The sequence below is a fragment of the Streptomyces sp. NPDC028910 genome (assembly GCF_055564955.1).
This window is the reverse complement of record NZ_JBVHVF010000007.1, coordinates 23257-39037: the sequence shown is the minus strand read 5'-3', so window position 1 is coordinate 39037 and position 15781 is coordinate 23257. Positions and strand designations below refer to the sequence as shown.

General features: G+C 71.6%; 14 protein-coding genes. 12 read left to right on the top strand and 2 right to left on the bottom strand.

Features of this window, described 5'->3' with window-relative positions; all coding sequences use genetic code 11:
- The first annotated feature begins 120 nt into the window (after nucleotides 1–120).
- From ACZ4TV_RS11915 to ACZ4TV_RS11880, 8 genes are all read left to right on the top strand, one after another.
- A complete protein-coding gene (locus tag ACZ4TV_RS11915) occupies nucleotides 121–1128 on the top strand; it encodes an alpha/beta hydrolase (RefSeq protein ID WP_468133384.1) in 1008 nt (335 codons plus the stop codon).
- Nucleotides 1121–2311, top strand: coding sequence for an acyltransferase family protein (locus ACZ4TV_RS11910; RefSeq protein WP_468133382.1), 1191 nt, complete (start codon nucleotides 1121–1123; stop codon nucleotides 2309–2311). The genes ACZ4TV_RS11915 and ACZ4TV_RS11910 overlap by 8 nt, the downstream gene beginning before the upstream one ends.
- Entirely contained in the window at nucleotides 2304–3650 is a 1347-nt protein-coding gene (locus tag ACZ4TV_RS11905) for a histidine kinase (protein ID WP_468133380.1), read from the top strand. Before ACZ4TV_RS11910 ends, ACZ4TV_RS11905 begins: the two co-directional genes overlap by 8 nt.
- Nucleotides 3651–3655: 5 nt before the next feature.
- A complete protein-coding gene (locus ACZ4TV_RS11900; RefSeq protein ID WP_468133378.1) occupies nucleotides 3656–4327 on the top strand; it encodes a response regulator in 672 nt (223 codons plus the stop codon).
- Nucleotides 4328–4416: 89 nt separating this feature from the next.
- Entirely contained in the window at nucleotides 4417–5760 is a 1344-nt protein-coding gene (locus ACZ4TV_RS11895; RefSeq protein ID WP_468133376.1) for a sensor histidine kinase, read from the top strand.
- Nucleotides 5757–6416, top strand: a complete 660-nt coding sequence (locus ACZ4TV_RS11890) for a response regulator (RefSeq protein WP_468133374.1) — start codon at nucleotides 5757–5759, stop codon at nucleotides 6414–6416. Before ACZ4TV_RS11895 ends, ACZ4TV_RS11890 begins: the two co-directional genes overlap by 4 nt.
- 68 nt (nucleotides 6417–6484) lie before the next feature.
- A complete protein-coding gene (locus ACZ4TV_RS11885; RefSeq protein ID WP_468133372.1) occupies nucleotides 6485–7693 on the top strand; it encodes a cytochrome P450 in 1209 nt (402 codons plus the stop codon).
- A gap of 170 nt (nucleotides 7694–7863) precedes the next feature.
- The gene (locus ACZ4TV_RS11880) at nucleotides 7864–8481 is read left to right on the top strand and encodes a hypothetical protein (RefSeq protein WP_468133370.1); all 618 of its coding nucleotides are present in this window, start codon (nucleotides 7864–7866) and stop codon (nucleotides 8479–8481) included.
- Nucleotides 8482–8988: 507 nt separating this feature from the next.
- On the opposite strand, the gene ACZ4TV_RS11875 is transcribed toward ACZ4TV_RS11880, so the two are convergent.
- Nucleotides 8989–9819 (bottom strand): diacylglycerol kinase family protein, encoded by an 831-nt coding sequence (locus ACZ4TV_RS11875; protein ID WP_468133729.1) that lies wholly within the window; start codon nucleotides 9817–9819, stop codon nucleotides 8989–8991.
- Nucleotides 9820–10003: 184 nt separating this feature from the next.
- On the opposite strand from ACZ4TV_RS11875, the gene ACZ4TV_RS11870 reads away from it, so the two are divergent.
- The 4 genes from ACZ4TV_RS11870 (at nucleotide 10004) to ACZ4TV_RS11855 (ending at nucleotide 13933) form a co-directional block, all read left to right on the top strand.
- Nucleotides 10004–11287: an adenylosuccinate synthase gene (locus tag ACZ4TV_RS11870; RefSeq protein WP_319725173.1), complete on the top strand. Its 1284-nt coding sequence runs from the start codon at nucleotides 10004–10006 to the stop codon at nucleotides 11285–11287.
- Between the two features lie 136 nt (nucleotides 11288–11423).
- On the top strand, nucleotides 11424–11939 hold the full coding sequence (locus tag ACZ4TV_RS11865; protein ID WP_468133368.1) for a carboxymuconolactone decarboxylase family protein: 516 nt from the start codon (nucleotides 11424–11426) through the stop codon (nucleotides 11937–11939).
- A gap of 135 nt (nucleotides 11940–12074) precedes the next feature.
- Nucleotides 12075–12899, top strand: a complete 825-nt coding sequence (locus tag ACZ4TV_RS11860) for a PP2C family protein-serine/threonine phosphatase (RefSeq protein WP_468133366.1) — start codon at nucleotides 12075–12077, stop codon at nucleotides 12897–12899.
- A gap of 80 nt (nucleotides 12900–12979) precedes the next feature.
- On the top strand, nucleotides 12980–13933 hold the full coding sequence (locus ACZ4TV_RS11855; RefSeq protein ID WP_468133365.1) for an MASE1 domain-containing protein: 954 nt from the start codon (nucleotides 12980–12982) through the stop codon (nucleotides 13931–13933).
- 51 nt (nucleotides 13934–13984) lie between these two features.
- Here ACZ4TV_RS11855 and ACZ4TV_RS11850 read toward each other — a convergent pair whose 3' ends face one another.
- Nucleotides 13985–15604, bottom strand: a complete 1620-nt coding sequence (locus ACZ4TV_RS11850; protein ID WP_468133363.1) for a hypothetical protein — start codon at nucleotides 15602–15604, stop codon at nucleotides 13985–13987.
- Nucleotides 15605–15781: the final 177 nt, after the last annotated feature.

Genomic DNA, 15781 nt, shown 5'->3' with positions numbered 1-15781 from the left:
ACCTGAGAGCTACGTGCGAACACGGCTCCATGGCGTGACGCCGACCACGGCCCGAAATTTCTAACTTCGGGAGCAGAGAAGAGCGCTGACGGCCCTTCCGGACGACCGAAGGAACACACCATGACGACGGGGACGGCGCGGACGACGCGAACCACCGGGACGGCGGAGCCCACCAGAACGGCTGCGCCCGGCCGTGGCCGGCTGCGCCGCACCCTGCTGGCCGCCCTGGTCGCGGCGGCCGTCGTGTTCCCCATATCCGCCGCCGCCTCCTCAGAGGTCCCCGCTCCCGCGCCCGCGACCTTCGCTGAGGACACCGCGCCCCGCAGCCGGTACGACGCCAACCGCGCCAATCTCGCCGAGGCGGCCCGCATGGCCCATGACGCCGACCGCACGGGCCGGGCCGCCGGGCTGCGTGCCATGGACGCGGCCGGAGCCGCGCAGTTCCTCACCTTCGACGGCCGCGGCAAGGGCCGGGCCGTCGAGGTGTTCGGCGAGCTGGAAACCGCCGACCGGATCACCGTCCTCGTGCCCGGGTCCGACACCACGCTCGACACCTACGGGAGGTTCCGTGCCGGGGCCGTCGCTCTCCAGCAGCGCCTCCAGGCCGAGCATCCCCGCTCCGCCGTGATCGCCTGGCTCGGGTACGACACCCCCGGCACGGTCAGCACGACCGTCCTGACCGCCGACCGCGCCGACGAGGCCGCCGCGGAACTGGCGCCCTTCCTCGACCGGTTGAGCACCATGACCCCGCCCGGCTCCCGGCTCTCCCTCCTCTGCCACTCCTACGGTTCCGTGGTCTGCGCCCGCACCCGTACCGGCCCCGCGGTCAGCGACATCGCGCTGTTCGGCAGCCCGGGCACGGGGGCCGGATCCGCCCGGGAGCTGCCGACCGGTGCCCGGGTGTGGGCCGGGCGGGGCAGCGACGACTGGGTGGCCAGAGTCCCGCACGTCCGGCTCGGCGGGATCGGCCACGGCGCCGACCCCGTCGACCCCGCCTTCGGGGCGCTGGCCTTCGCCGCCGGCGACGCCGGGCACAGCGACTACCTCAAGCCCGGCACCGAGTCCCTCGACAGCCTGGCCGCCATCGTCCTCGGCACCACCCCCGCTCCGGAGGCCGGCCATGCCTGAGCTCCGCGCCCGATGGACCGCCCTGGCCGCGGGCATCGAGGCGGCCACGCCCGCCGACCGGGACCGTGCCGTGGACACGCTGCGGGCCTTCGCGATCCTCGGCGTGGTGCTCGGCCACTGGCTGGTCACCGCCCTGACCGCGACCGACGGCGGCCTGAGCACCACCAGCCCGCTCGCGCACATGACGTGGCTGGCCCCGGTGTCCTGGGTGTTCCAGACACTGGCCGTCTTCTTCCTGGTCGGCGGTCATGTCGCCGCCCGCGGGTACGCATCGGCGCGCGAGCGGGGCGTCTCGTACGGCGCCTGGGTCGGGCAGCGGCTGGGGCGGCTGTTCCGACCGGTCGCCGCGGTGCTCACCCTGTGGGTCGTCGTGGCGGGCGGGATGCTGATCGGCGGGGCGGAGCTGGACACCGTCCGGACGCTCGTCAAGCTGGTGCTGTCGCCGCTGTGGTTCCTGCTCGTCTTCGCCGCGCTCACCGCCGCGACCCCGCTCGTGGCCCGGCTCAACCCGCTCTGGCCACTGGCCGTGGTGGCGGGCGTCGACGTGTGGCGCTTTGGACTCGCGGGGCCTGAGTGGATCGGCTGGGTCAATGTGGCCGCCGGCTGGCTCGTCCCCTTCACTCTGGGCGCCGCCTGGTCCCGCGGGACCTTCACCCGGCCGCATCGCCCCCTGCTCCTCCTCGGCGCGGGCACCGTGGCCACTACCGCGCTGATCCTGTGGGCCGGTTACCCGGCGTCCATGGTGGGTGTCCCCGGGGCCCCGATATCGAACCTCAACCCGCCGACGCTCGCCGCGGTCGCGTTCGGGCTGGCGCAGTGCGGGCTCGCCCTGCTGGTGCGCGAGCCGCTCGCCCGGGCCATGCGCCGGCCCGGGGCCTGGGCGAAGGTGGCTCTGGTGAACCTCTCGGCCATGACCATCTTCCTCTGGCACCAGACCGCGATGATGACCGTCACCACCCTCGGGCTGCTGGTCTCGGCCGACCTGCCCGGGCTGCACACCGTGCCCGGTTCGATGGGCTGGATAGCGGCCCGACTGCTGTGGCTGCCGGTGTTCGCCGCCGCGCTGACGCTCTGCTGGGCCGCCTTCCGTACCCACGAACAGGCCAGGCGCCCCCGGCGGACCGGGGCGGCCCCGGCCCGCAGTGCTCCGGCCGCTCCCGTCGAGGAGGTCGCCCATGCCTAGGCTGGCCGATGTGAACGAGCAGCGCGCGCCCCTGGCCGAGCCCAGACCCTCCGGACCGACGAAGGACGGCGCCCCCGACCGGCCGCTCGTCCAGGAGCTGTTCACCATGCGGCGCGATCCCCTTCCGAAGATGACCCGGCCGCGGTGGCTGGTCCGGCTGCCGCACGTACTGGTCGGCTATGCGGCGGTCTTCTTCGGCTTCCTCACCACGGAACAGCTTCAAGACCACTACCACGTCACGGGCGGCCCGCCGCTGGTCCTCGCGCTCCTCGCCGGCGCCTCCATCTTCCTCGCGATGTTCCGCCCGATCGCCGCCTGGTGGCTGGGCCTGCTCACCGCGGGCCTCATCGCCTGGGCGATCTACGGCGACGTCGGACAGGGCCAGACCTGGCCCTGGACGCCCGGCGGGATGTTCGCCTTCGCCCCCCTGGTGTTGCTGGTCGCGTTGCGGGTGCCGCCCCGGACGACCATCTGGGTCGTCGGCATCTCGGTCGCCTACACCGGGCTGGCCGAAATGGCCTTCACCCCGCGGTACAGCACGGGCACCTCCATGGGCGCCGCCCTCCTCTTCGGCTTCGTGGGCCTCCTCGGGTACGCGCTGCGCGCACTGCGGCTGGCCCGCGGCGAACTGGTCGAGCAGGAAACCCTCACGGAGGAGGAGCGGGCCCGGCGCACCCTGCTGGAGGAGCGCAGCCGGATCGCCCGCGAGCTGCACGACGTCGTCGCACACCACATGTCGGTGATCTCCATCCAGGCACAGGTGGCCCCGCACCTCGTGGAGAATCCGTCCGAGGAGCTCAAGGAGAATCTGGCCGGTATCCGGGAGAACGCCCTGGAGGCCCTGACGGAGCTGAGGCGGGTGCTGGGCGTGCTGCGCTCCGAACAGCCCGACGATCCCGCGGCCCTGCAACATCCGCAGCCCACTCTCGCCGAGCTGGACGGCCTCGTGGACAACGTGCGGGGGGCCGGGCTGGATGTCACCACCGAGATCGCGGGCATCCGGCGGCCCCTGACGCCGGGCGTGGAGCTCACCGCGTACCGGATCGTGCAGGAGGCGCTGAGCAACTGTCTGCGCCACGCCCCCGGTTCGCGGGTGGAGGTCGGCATCGCGTACGGGCCGCGCGATCTGCACCTGTGCATCGCCAACACCGCGCCGGCCCGGCCGGCGCCGGCCTCGCACGGAGCGGGGCACGGACTGCTGGGGATGCGGGAGCGGGCGGGCATGCTGGGGGGCGAACTGGCCGCCGGCCCACGCCCCGACGGCGGGTACGAGGTCAGCGCCGTCCTCCCGATGGATCCGCAGGACCTGCCCGCCGACCACTCCCCCGAGACGAAGTAGGACCCATGAGCACCCCGATCAAGGTGATGGTCGCCGACGACCAGATGATGGTCCGGCAGGGCTTCACCGTGCTTCTCAACGCCCAGCCCGACATCGAGGTCGTGGGCCAGGCGGTGGACGGCGCCGACGCCGTGGCGAAGGTCGCCGAGCTGGGACCGGACGTGGTCCTGATGGACATCCGCATGCCGGGGATGGGCGGCATCGAGGCCACTTCGGTCATCACCGGTGTTCCCGAAGCCACCGTGAAGGTACTGGTGCTGACCACCTTCGATCTCGACGAGTACGTGTACGAGGCGCTGCGGGCCGGGGCCTCCGGGTTCCTGCTCAAGGACGCTTCGGCCGACCAGCTCGCCGAGGCGGTGCGGGTGGTGGCGGCCGGCGAGGCGCTGCTCTCGCCGAACATCACCAAGCGGCTGATCACGGAGTTCTCCCGGCTGGGGGCGCCGCGCGCGCCGTCGCGGGCGCGGATCGACGAACTGACCGAGCGGGAGACCGAGGTGCTGTCGCTGGTCGCCCAGGGCCTGTCGAATGCGGAGATCGCGGCGCATCTGACGGTGGCGGAGCAGACGGTGAAGACGCATGTGGGCCGGATCCTGGTGAAGCTGGGTCTGCGGGACCGCACGCAGGCGGCGGTGTTCGCGTACGAGACGGGTCTGGTCCGCCCGACGGGCTACTGATCTGACCCGTGTAGTACTTGAGAGGGACCTCGGGAAATCCCCACCAGCGGCGACGCGGACGAGGGCGGTACGGACCTACGGTTTCGTGTATGACCGAGACCGCCACCGGGGGGACAGCCCGGACACCTGAATTCCGACTCGCATCGGGGGTGATCGCGACCCTGCGCCAGGACCTCATCGCCGATGCCTTCGCCTACCGGCCGCTGCCACTCGTGGAGACTCCCGGGCGCTTCGTGCGACGGCTTCCCGAGGCGATACGCCGGTATGCGCCGTGGACCCAGTACGCGGCGGTGGGAGCGCTGGCCTTCATCGTCCTGGTGTTCACCGCCGGCACGCAGCGGGGCTATATGAGCGATGCGGCCGAGGTCGCCACGGGGATGGTGGCCGCTGCCCCTGTCCTCATGACGCTGGTGCGGCCGGTTGCCGCGTGGTGGGCGGCCGTCGCGATGACGGTGGTGCTGGCGGCCCTCGGTGGGGACGGGGACTGGCCCTGGACCCCGGGAAGTTTCCTCTCCTACGTCGCCGTCATGGTCCTCGTGACCCTGCGGACCAGGCCTCGGGTGGCGGCCTGGATGTGGACGCTCACTCTCACGCTCGGCGTCGCGCTCTCCGTGGTGCTCACCACCCCGTGGAGGTCGAATCTGCCGGAGATGGCGGTGACCTCGGCCTTCGCCCTGGTGCTCGCCAGCAGCATCCAGATACGCCGGCACGCCAAGGCGGAGGTGAGCGCGCAGCAGGAGGTCACGGCCGTCGAACGGGACAAGCGGACGCTGCTGGAGGAGCGGACCACGATCGCACGGGAGTTGCACGATGTGGTGGCCCACCACATGTCGGTGGTGGCGATCCAGGCGGAGGCCGCGCCGTACCGGGTGAAGAACCCGCCGCCGGAGCTGGAGGCGGCGTTCGTCACCATCCGGGAGAACGCGGTGGCGGCCCTGACGGAGTTGCGGCGGGTGCTGGGCGTGGTGCGCTCCGCGGACTACGAGGCCCCGGACGCCCCGCAGCCGACGCTGGCCTCGCTGGACGGGCTGCTGGCCAATGTGCGGGAGGCCGGGCTGAGCGTGGAGAAGACGGTCACGGGCGCGGTGCGGGAGCTGCCGCAGGGTGTGGAGCTGTCGGCGTACCGGATCATCCAGGAGGCCCTGAGCAACACGCTGCGGCACGCGCCGGGCGCGGCCGCCGGGGTGGAGGTCTCGTACGTGCTGGGCGGCCTGGGGATACGCGTCGTCAATGAGGCGGCGACCGGGGACGTGCGGCCCTCGCCCGGGGCCGGGCACGGGATCACCGGGATGCGGGAGCGGGTGGCCATGCTGGAGGGGGAGATGACGGCCGGCCGGACGCCCACGGGCGGGTACGAGGTGGCGGTGTTCATACCGGTGCGCAAGCGTCCGGAGCCGGAGCCGGTGCCGGCGCCGCAGGAGGGGGCGGTATGACGATCAGGGTGCTGATCGTCGACGACCAGATGATGGTGCGCGAGGGGTTCTCCGTGCTGCTGAACGCCATGGACGGCATCGAGGTGGTGGGTGAGGCGGTCGACGGCCGGGAGGCCATCGCGCAGGTGGCGGCACTGCGGCCGGATGTGGTGCTGATGGACATCCGGATGCCGCAGATGAACGGGCTGGAGGCGACGCGGGAGATCGTGGCCGCGGACACGGACGCGAAGGTGCTGGTCCTGACGACCTTCGACCTCGACGAGTACGTGTACCAGGCGCTGCGGGCCGGGGCCTCCGGGTTCCTGCTCAAGGACGCGTCGGCCCGTCAGCTCGCCGACGGAGTCAGGGTGGTGGCGGCCGGGGAAGCCCTGTTGGCGCCCTCGGTGACGAAGCGGCTGATCGTGGAGTTCTCGAAAATCTCGGAGGCCCGCAAGCTCGCCGACCCGGCGGGGGTGGGGGAGCTGACGGAGCGGGAGACGGAGGTGCTGGTGCTGATAGCGCAGGGGCTGTCCAACGTGGAGATAGCGGACCGGCTGTTCGTCGCGGAGTCCACGGTCAAGACCCACGTGAGCCGGATCCTGGTGAAGCTGGGTCTGCGGGACCGCACGCAGGCGGCGGTGTTCGCCTACGAGACCCGGCTGGTGACGCCGGCGTAGGACCGGCCGGTTCATGGAACCGGCCGCGAGCCCGGCCTGATCGGCAAGAGACCCTCTAGGGTGCGGGGATGGGCTTTGATCCGTGGGATGCCGCGTTCGTCGCCGATCCGTATCCGGCGTACCGGGAGTTGCGGGAGCAGGGGCGGGCCGTGTGGTCGGAGGCCACCGGGCAGTGGCTGGTGCCGCACTACGCCGATGTCAGTGCGCTGCTGCGGGACCGGCGCCTGGGGCGGACCTACCTCCACCGGTTCTCGCACGAGGAGTTCGGGCGCGAGGCGCCGCCGCCGGAGCACGAGCCCTTCCACGTGCTCAACGGCAACGGGCTGCTGGACCTGGAGGATCCCGCGCACGCGCGGGTGCGCAGGCTGGTGGCGAAGGCCTTCACGCCGCGGACGGTGGAGCGGCTCGTGCCCGCCGTGCGGCGGCTGGCCCGGGAGCTGGTGGGGCGGCTGCTCGCGGACGGGGGCGGGGACCTGCTCACCGTCGTCGCCGAGCCGCTGCCGGTGGCCGTGATCGCGGAGCTGCTGGGCGTGCCGGAGGCGGACCGGGGGCTGCTGCGGCCCTGGTCGGCGGACATCTGCGGGATGTTCGAGCTCCGGCCCGACGAGGAGACGGCGCGCCGCGCGGTGCGGGCGAGCGTCGAGTTCAGCGCGTACCTGCGGGGGCTGATCGCCGAGCGGCGCACGCGTCCCGGTGAGGATTTGATCTCCGGGCTGATCGCCGCCCACGACGAGGAGGGCCGGCTCAGCGAGCAGGAGATGATCTCCACCTGCGTGCTCCTCCTGAATGCCGGGCACGAGGCCACCGTCAACACCACCGTCAACGGGTGGTGGGCGCTGTTCCGCCATCCCGGGCAACTCGCCGCGCTCCGTGAGAACCGCGATCCCGAAAAGTTGTCCACAGCTGTGGATGAACTCATGCGGTACGACACACCTCTGCAGATGTTCGAGCGCTGGGTGCTCGACGACATCCGGATCGGGGACACCGACATCCCCCGCGGAGCCGAGGTCGCGCTGCTCTTCGGGTCCGCGAACCGTGATCCCGCGCGCTTCACGGATCCCGACGCGCTGGACCTCGTACGGGCCGACAATCCGCACCTGAGCTTCGGGGCCGGGATCCACTACTGCCTGGGGGCGCCGCTGGCGCGGCGGGAGCTGGAGGCCTCGTTCGGGGCGCTGCTGGCAGACGGAGTCCCGCCACTGCGGCTCGCCGAGGAGCCGCGGTGGCGGGACGGGTACGTCATCCGGGGGCTGGAACAACTGCTCGTGGAGTTCTAGCCAGGCCGGCTCTTTCGGATCAGGCAGGGGGAGATGCTGACCTGATGGGTGTGCCGCCTCGACTCGATGAGCGTCCGGATGCGGCCGGAACGGTACGGACGCACGCTGGGAGGGTAGGTCCGGCGCGCCCCGGTCCTCGGTCAGCGACCAGGCCATGGGAAGTGATCCGCATGACTCGTCGATCTCGGACGCAGCGCCTTCTGGTGCTGGCCGCCTCGACGGCCCTGGCCGCCGGGGGCGTGGTGCCGTCCACGACCGCATCCGCGTTCTCCGCCCCCGCCACCCCGCGCCTCGGCACCGTCATCGCCGTGCCCGCCGTGCCCGCCGTGGAGTGGGTGAAGACCACCGATGCCCCCAGTGGCGTCACAGTCGAGCTTCCCGGGAAGGCCAAGGTCCAGAAGGCCTCCATCCCCGTGGACGGCGAGACCGTGAACGTCCGCCAGTACAGGGTGGACACCCCTGACGGCCTCACCGGCCTCGTCGTCCACGACATGCCGGCGGACCAATACCCTCTGGAAGAGTTTCTTCAGGGCTTCCTCGACACCTACAACGCGAGCGGTGGCGAACCTCTCACCAGCACCCGTGTTGAGGAAACGACGGTGGACGGCCGCCCGGCCCTCGACGCACGTCTCGCCACCAAGGAAGACGGTGATCGCCAGGTCGGTTTCGTGCGCATCATCGCCGATGACGAACACCTCGTTCAGGGATTGGCCTTCGGCCCCGAGGCGAAGGAGAAGGCCCTGAACGAGATGCACGAGCGGCTCGTCGACAGCATCCGTATCCCCTGACCAGGGGGCGGGCGTAGCCCAGCCCCCGGGAGTGCTGCGCCCACAGGGCGGTACCCCCCGACGGGTCCGCGGCCAGCCGGATCTCGACCGCGTCCGGGGCCGGCGCCGTACGGGGCCACGGGCGCGGCGGCAGCACCCGCCGGCCCAGCACGCCCAGGGTCAGCACGTGTCGCCCGCCCGCCAGGACCAGCACCGGCGGGCGCCACCTCGCGCGGACCACCACGGCCTCGTACGAGGTCCAGCGCACCGCCGGGTCGCGCAGCGCGCGGCGGACCCGCCGGACGGCGCAGAGCTCCCGCACCCCGAGCACCACCGGGCTCAGCGCCACCATCAGCATCACGGGCCGGACGGTCGCGGGCGCGAGCCCGGCCGCGACCACCGCCGGCCAGCAGAACACCGGCAGCAGGCACAGCAGCAGCCCGTCCCGCCGCCAGTCGCCCAGCGCGTCCCGTACGGCCCCCGGACCCGGCCCCGACCCCGACCCCGGACCCGGCCCCGGCCCCGGACTCACCGGGGCAGCGTGAGGGTCCACGCCCCGGGGCGCAGGGTCCACGTACGGCGGCGGACCGGGCCGGTCATCGCCGCGTCGGCGCGGTAGCGGAAGTCCGCGCCCGACACCGTCACCGTCCTCGCCCGGGCCGTCACCGTCCCGTCGCCGGAGCCGCCGCCCGTCCGGACGACGACCTCCGCCGGACCACCGTCGTCCCGCGTGCGCAGCGAGACGTCCTCCACGGGCTGGTCCACGTCCGCCAGCAGCACCCCGTCGGCCTCCACCCGCAGCCGGTGGTACCCCGCGGCAGCCCCGCCGGCCGCCACCACCGGCCGGACCAGCGTCCGGACCAGCGAGCGGTACGTGCTCCACACCGACGGTCCGGCCGGCCTCGGCACCCCCCGCACCGGCGGGATCCGCAGCGTGCCCAGCACCACCCCGTCGCTGTCGTCGACCAGCAGGTCGCAGGTCCGCACCGACCCGTCGAGCACCGCCCGGGCCGCGGAAACGGCGGACAGCGGCACGCCGAGGGACCTCGCCAGTCCCAGGGACCCCGCAGACCCCACCGGGACCAGCGCCAGGGCGCCCTCTCCCAGCCCCCGCTCCCGGTGCAGCAGCCCCACGGCCCGCACCAGGGCCCGGTCGTCGCCCACGATCACCAGCCGCCGATGACCCCGGCGGGCAAGAGCCCGCGCGAATTCCTCCTGCGAGTCCGGGAGGCAGATTTTCGCCGCAGCGCCCGCTGACAACACATCCTTCGCGATCCGCACGGACTCGCCGTCAAGACGGCGGGCGACCGGGTCGACGAGCACGAGCAGACCGCCTACCGGCGCGCCCGCATGGCTCATGGTGGGCTCTGGAGCCGACACCTCGGTCCTTCCTCGGGTAGCATCTTTGTGCAAGAGGCCCTTGCGCTATTGCGCCAGGGCCTTCGTCTATTCCGGGGTACCGGTCCGACGGCTCAGCCTGCGGTGTACATCGTCGTACGCCCCCTGACCTTGGACATGCCCCATCCGGAAGAGGTGTACGCCTGTGCCCGCTCTTGTGCTGCTCGGAGCTCAGTGGGGTGACGAGGGCAAGGGAAAGGCCACCGACCTGCTCGGTGGATCCGTTGACTATGTAGTGCGCTACCAGGGTGGCAACAACGCCGGCCACACGGTCGTCGTGGGCGACCAGAAGTACGCGCTGCACCTTCTCCCTTCCGGCATCCTCTCCCCCGGATGCACCCCGGTCATCGGCAACGGTGTCGTCGTCGACCCGGCCGTCCTGCTCTCCGAGCTGCGCGGCCTGAACGAGCGCGGCATCGACACGTCCAAGCTGCTCATCAGCGGCAACGCGCACCTGATCACGCCGTACAACGTCACCCTCGACAAGGTCGGCGAGCGCTTCCTGGGCAAGCGCAAGATCGGTACGACCGGCCGCGGCATCGGCCCGACCTACGCGGACAAGATCAACCGCATCGGCATCCGCGTCCAGGACCTCTACGACGAGTCGATCCTCACCCAGAAGGTCGAAGCGGCGCTGGAGGGCAAGAACCAGCTCCTCGCGAAGCTCTACAACCGCCGCGCGATCGACGCCGCCCAGATCGTCGAGGAGATGCTCCAGTACGCGGAGCAGATCAAGCCGTACGTCGCCGACACCACCCTGATCCTCAACAACGCGCTGGACGAGGACAAGGTCGTGCTCTTCGAGGGCGGCCAGGGCACGCTGCTCGACGTCGACCACGGCACCTACCCCTTCGTCACCTCGTCGAACCCGACTGCCGGCGGCGCCTGCACCGGCACCGGCGTGGGCCCGACGAAGATCAGCCGTGTCATCGGCATCCTCAAGGCCTACACGACCCGAGTCGGCGCGGGCCCGTTCCCGACCGAGCTGTTCGACCAGGACGGGGAGGACCTGCGCCGCATCGGCGGCGAGCGCGGCGTGACCACGGGCCGTGACCGTCGCTGCGGCTGGTTCGACGCGCCGATCGCACGTTACGCCACCCGTGTGAACGGCCTCACCGACTTCTTCCTCACCAAGCTGGACGTGCTGACCGGCTGGGAGCAGATCCCGGTGTGCGTCGCGTACGAGATCGACGGCAAGCGCGTCGAGGAGCTCCCGTACTCGCAGACGGACTTCCACCACGCGAAGCCGATCTACGAATACCTCCCCGGCTGGTCCGAGGACATCACCAAGGCCAAGACCTTCGAGGACCTGCCGGCGAACGCCCAGGCGTACGTCAAGGCCCTCGAGGAGATGTCGGGCGCCCCGATCTCCGCGATCGGCGTCGGCCCCGGCCGCACCGAGACGATCGAGATCAACTCGTTCCTCTGAGCAGTGCGCCGGAGGGGGCGGGACGCGTGCGTCCCGCCCCCTCCGGCATGCCGTGAAGAAATTTCCCGTTCCCGGTCACATTCGTGCGCGCCCCTCCGTCAGTGCTGTGTAGACGCCAACCTGAGGGAGAGCAGCCATGACGAACACCACCGCGCCGACCAGCACCCCCAGCACCCCCACCTCTCGGATGCCCGACCCGGCCGCATTCGTCCCCGAGGTGAACGACATCAGCGCCGCCCTCTTCCGGGCGACGGGCAACCGCTCGGTGCCGCGCACCACGATGAGCCTGGTCCACCTGCGCGCCGGGCAGATCGTCGGCAACACCTACCTGACCGTCCTGAACACCGGCTTCCTCCGCAAGGCCGGAGTCTCCGAGGAGCGCATCACCGCCGTCTCCTCCTGGCAGGACGCCCCGTACTTCACCGAGGCCGAGCGCGCCGCCCTCGCCCTGGTGGAGGCCACCCTCCAGCCCGCCCCGCACGGCAAGGAGCGCGTCAGCGACGAGCTGTACGCCGAGGTGGCGCGGCACTACGACGAGAAGGCGCTGGCCACCCTCACCATCGCGATCGGCCAGATCAACTTCTTCATCGCCCTGGCGGTCATCGGCAAGCCGCAGCCGGTCAGCTCGCTGGCCGACGAGCAGTGGGGCTGAAGAGCCCGCCTCAGAGGCACCCTGGCGGGCTCGGCAGGCGCTCGGCGGGCGGGGTCCCCGTAGCCGGAAATATGATGTGCACGGGCCTTTCGCGCGGCGAAAGCAGGGACGAATGGATGCACGTCGGAGCGTTCCATGACCCCGCGCCGTGCCCCACGGGTGGCCAGTGCAGACCTGCTGAGCACGCTCGGGCGGCTCACCGCCCAGGCGCGGCAGGGGGTCGAACTGCAGCAGGCCCGGGTGGAGCTGGCCGAGGCGCTGCAGCGCGAGATGCTGCCCGCCTCGCTGCCGGTCCTGCCGGGACTGCGGGCCGCGGCCCGGTACGCGCCCGCCCGGGACGGCCTGGACATCGGCGGCGACTGGTACGACGGCTTCCGGCTGCCCGAGGGCGCGCTCGCCTTCTGCATCGGGGACGTGCAGGGGCACGACGTGGAGGCGGCCTCCTTCATGGGGCAGATCCGGATCTGCCTGCGCGCGGTGGCGGCCGTCGTCGTCGATCCGGGCGAGGTGCTGAGCCGGGCCAATGAGGTGCTGCTCTCGATGGACCGCGATCTCTTCGCGACCTGCAGTCTGCTCCGCTTCGATCCGGAGACCCGGGAGCTGGAGTGCGCCCGGGCCGGCCACGTTCCCGCGGTCTGGGCCACGGTCGACGGCCAGTACGGCATCGCGGAGGACGACGGCGGTCTGCCGCTGAACCTGGAGCCGGGGGCGGGGTACGCGGTGACCCGGCGCCGGCTGACGCAGGCGGGGTCGATCGTCCTGCTCACCGACGGTGTGGTCGAGGGCCCGAAGTTCCCGATCGAGGTGGGGCTGGAGCGCGTGGCCCGGGTCGTCAGGGAGGCGGCGGGCGCCGATCCCGACGAGCTGGCGGCCGAGGTGATGAAGGTGGCCGACTCCACCGGCCACGCCGACGACGCCGCGGTGCTCGTCCTCAGCCATGACGCGCCCGGAGCCCCGTAGCCCGTGTCACGCCCCGCGCGCGTGTCACGCCCCGCGCGCGTGTCACGCCCCGCCCGGACGCGGGGCTGTTGTCTGATGCTGTGGTGCGCATCGAGGAATGGCGACGTCTCCCCGCGGTCCTTCTGCCGATCCTCGCCGTCGCCGTCGCCTACTACGTGAGCGGACGGATCGGCCTGCGCCAGCACGTGGTCGTCGACGGCGCCGAGGTCACGCCCCTGTGGCTGCCCACCGGCATCGCCCTCGCCGCCCTGCTCTGGCTCGGCATCCGGATGTGGCCGGGGATCGCCCTCGGCACCTACCTCGCCATCGAGCGGATCAGCGAAGTCGACCTCACCGGCCTCGGGATCATCGCGGGCAACACACTCGCTCCGGTGTGCGCGTACGTGATGCTCCGCCGGGCGGGCTTCCGCGTCGAGGTGGACCGGCTGCGCGACGCCCTGGCGCTGGTGTTCCTCGGCGGCCTGCTGCCGATGCTGATCAGCGCGACGGCCGGAACGTGGACGCTGGTGCTCACCGGTGACATGCCCCTGGCCCGGTTCTGGCCGGTGTGGTCGGCCTGGTGGGCCGGCGACGCGATGGGCGTGCTCGTGGTGACCCCGCTGCTGCTCGTCCTGCGCAGGGCCCGACGGCCCCGGGACACCTACCGTGCGACCGAGGCGGCGGCCCTGCTGGTCGCCTCCGTCGTGGTCACCCTCGTGGCCACCCGGAGCTCCCTGTCCCTGCTCTTCCTGGTCTTCCCGCTGATCATCTGGGCGGCGGTGCGCTTCCAGCTCGCCGGGAGCGCACCGTGCACCCTGCTCGTGTCCGTCCTGGCGATCTCGGCGGCCAACGACCGCGCCGGACCGTTCGCCGGCCACAGCCTCCTGGAGATCATGGTCAACCTCCAGGCCCTCAACGGAGCGGCGGCCCTGACCGGTCTGCTGCTGTCCGCGCTCGTCACCGAGCAGAACAACGTCCGCCTGAAGATCGAGCAGGTCTGCGATGACCTGGCCGAACTGGTGGACCACCTCGCCGGGGGCAGGCCGGACAGGTGAAAGCCCCGGTGAAGGGCCCGAAAGGCCGTTCACCGGGGCGCACTGATCAGATCAGTTGGTCTCGTAGTAACCGGAGATGTCGACGATCAGGTCGGTGGTCTCCCACTCGTTCCAGGCCTGGTTGAAGAAGTCGACGATGCCGTTCTCGCCGGAGCTCGCCTGGACCAGGTTCGGGACGGTCTTGCCCTTCGTCCAGTTCAGGGTCGAGGAGCCGGGAAGCTCGACCGGCTGGTCGGTGCCGTTGCGGTAGTCCTCGAGCGAGTTCGGGTCCGGGGCGACCGAGAGGAAGCCGTTGCCGGCCGTGTTGGTGACCGTGGTGTTCAGCACGTAGCCCGAGACACCGTCCTCCGCCGGGTCCGGGGAGAAGAGCACGGGCAGGTAGTAGCCACCGGGGATCACACCGTGGTACGGGTCCTCGGGCTCACGGGTGTCCAGCCGGCGGAACGGCCCGACCGGCATGAACGAGCCCTTGCTGTCGGGGCTGTAGTAGCCGACCACGTCGACGACGACGTCGGTCCCGGCCCAGGCACCGTTGCGGACGCTGATCCGGCCGTCGGAACCGATGGGCACGATCACCGAGTTGGCGATGGTCTGACCGGCGCTGAAGTTCAGGCTGGAGGTGTCCGGCGCCGCCTGGCCGCTCGGGAACACGGTCAGGTGACCGTACGCCTTCGGGTTGGTGACGGTGACGTTCAGCGCGACGGCCTTGGCGCCGTAGGGCACCCCGCGCAGGCCGCTGATCTGGGTGCTGAAGGTCGCCTGCCCGGCCAGCTGGCCCCTGGTGGTGCCGAAACCCTCGCGGGTGTCGACGAAGCGGACCGGGGTCATCGAGGTGTAACCGCTCGCCGCCTTCGGCGTGAAGTAGCCGCTGACGTCGGCGATCACGTCGACCGAGCCGCCCCAGCTGCCGTTGAACAGGTCGACGTAGCCGTTCTTGCCGACCGGCACGATCACCTGGTTCGGGACGGTCTGACCGGCCTGGAAGTTGACGTTCGACGTCTCCGGGCGCGCCCCGCCCTCCGGGAAGGCGGTGATGAACCCGGCGTCGGTGGGGTTGGTGACGGTCACGTTGAGGACGACCGCGGTGACCCCCGCCGGGATGGCGCCGTTGCCGCCGACCTTCACCCGGGTCATGCCGCGGGCCGGGACCTTGCCCGCCGGCGCGCCGACGCCGCTACGGGTGTCCAGGAGGCGCGTGGGGGCGTACGGGGTGAACTCCGAACCGGCGGTGCCGAACGGGAGCTCGTTGACGACCTCGACGCCGTTCGCGGCGTCCGTCACCGTGACCTTGATGTTGTACTCGCCGAGCTCGGCGTAGGCGTGCTTGTGCGTCAGCGGGCCGGCGCCGGAGGCGTAGGCCACGTCCGTGGTTCCGTCGCCCCACTCGACGGTGACCTTCAGCGACGCGGGCTCGCTGATGAGGTCGGTCACCAGGTCCAGCCCGTGGGCGGTGGTGCTGGTGGCCGTCAGAACCATGTTCAGGTTCGGGTTGCCCGCGGCGACACCGGCCGACTGCGCGGAGGCGGCCTTGTCCTTGGAGACCGGCAGGGTCTTGCGGACCGACTTCTCGGCGGGGCTCTTGAAGGTCTTGAAGTTCGACGCCGCCGCCTTGGCGAGGTCGACGTCGGGCGCCGACACGGGCGGCGCGACGGGCTCGGCCGCGTGGGCCACACCCGGTATGAGACCAACGCTGGCCGCGATGACAGCGGCAGCGGACATTACGAGACGGCGACTACGCACCGGCCCCCCCATTTTCTTTTTGAACACGCTCAGGATCGACTCGCACAGAGTACATAGGTCTCCGCCGCGCGATCACCCGATATCCCCATCGCCGTGGACGCCTGGCCG

Bases quoted from the DNA above. Each gene is read 5' to 3' on its own strand.
- ACZ4TV_RS11895 (WP_468133376.1), top strand. From the start codon at position 4,417: ATGACCGAGACCGCCACCGGGGGGACAGCCCGGACACCTGAATTCCGA.
- ACZ4TV_RS11860 (WP_468133366.1), top strand. From the start codon at position 12,075: ATGACCCCGCGCCGTGCCCCACGGGTGGCCAGTGCAGACCTGCTGAGC.
- ACZ4TV_RS11900 (WP_468133378.1), top strand. From the start codon at position 3,656: ATGAGCACCCCGATCAAGGTGATGGTCGCCGACGACCAGATGATGGTC.
- ACZ4TV_RS11905 (WP_468133380.1), top strand. From the start codon at position 2,304: ATGCCTAGGCTGGCCGATGTGAACGAGCAGCGCGCGCCCCTGGCCGAG.
- ACZ4TV_RS11865 (WP_468133368.1), top strand. From the start codon at position 11,424: ATGACGAACACCACCGCGCCGACCAGCACCCCCAGCACCCCCACCTCT.
- ACZ4TV_RS11885 (WP_468133372.1), top strand. From the start codon at position 6,485: ATGGGCTTTGATCCGTGGGATGCCGCGTTCGTCGCCGATCCGTATCCG.
- ACZ4TV_RS11880 (WP_468133370.1), top strand. From the start codon at position 7,864: ATGACTCGTCGATCTCGGACGCAGCGCCTTCTGGTGCTGGCCGCCTCG.
- ACZ4TV_RS11890 (WP_468133374.1), top strand. From the start codon at position 5,757: ATGACGATCAGGGTGCTGATCGTCGACGACCAGATGATGGTGCGCGAG.
- ACZ4TV_RS11910 (WP_468133382.1), top strand. From the start codon at position 1,121: ATGCCTGAGCTCCGCGCCCGATGGACCGCCCTGGCCGCGGGCATCGAG.
- ACZ4TV_RS11915 (WP_468133384.1), top strand. From the start codon at position 121: ATGACGACGGGGACGGCGCGGACGACGCGAACCACCGGGACGGCGGAG.
- ACZ4TV_RS11875 (WP_468133729.1), bottom strand. From the start codon at position 9,819: ATGAGCCATGCGGGCGCGCCGGTAGGCGGTCTGCTCGTGCTCGTCGAC.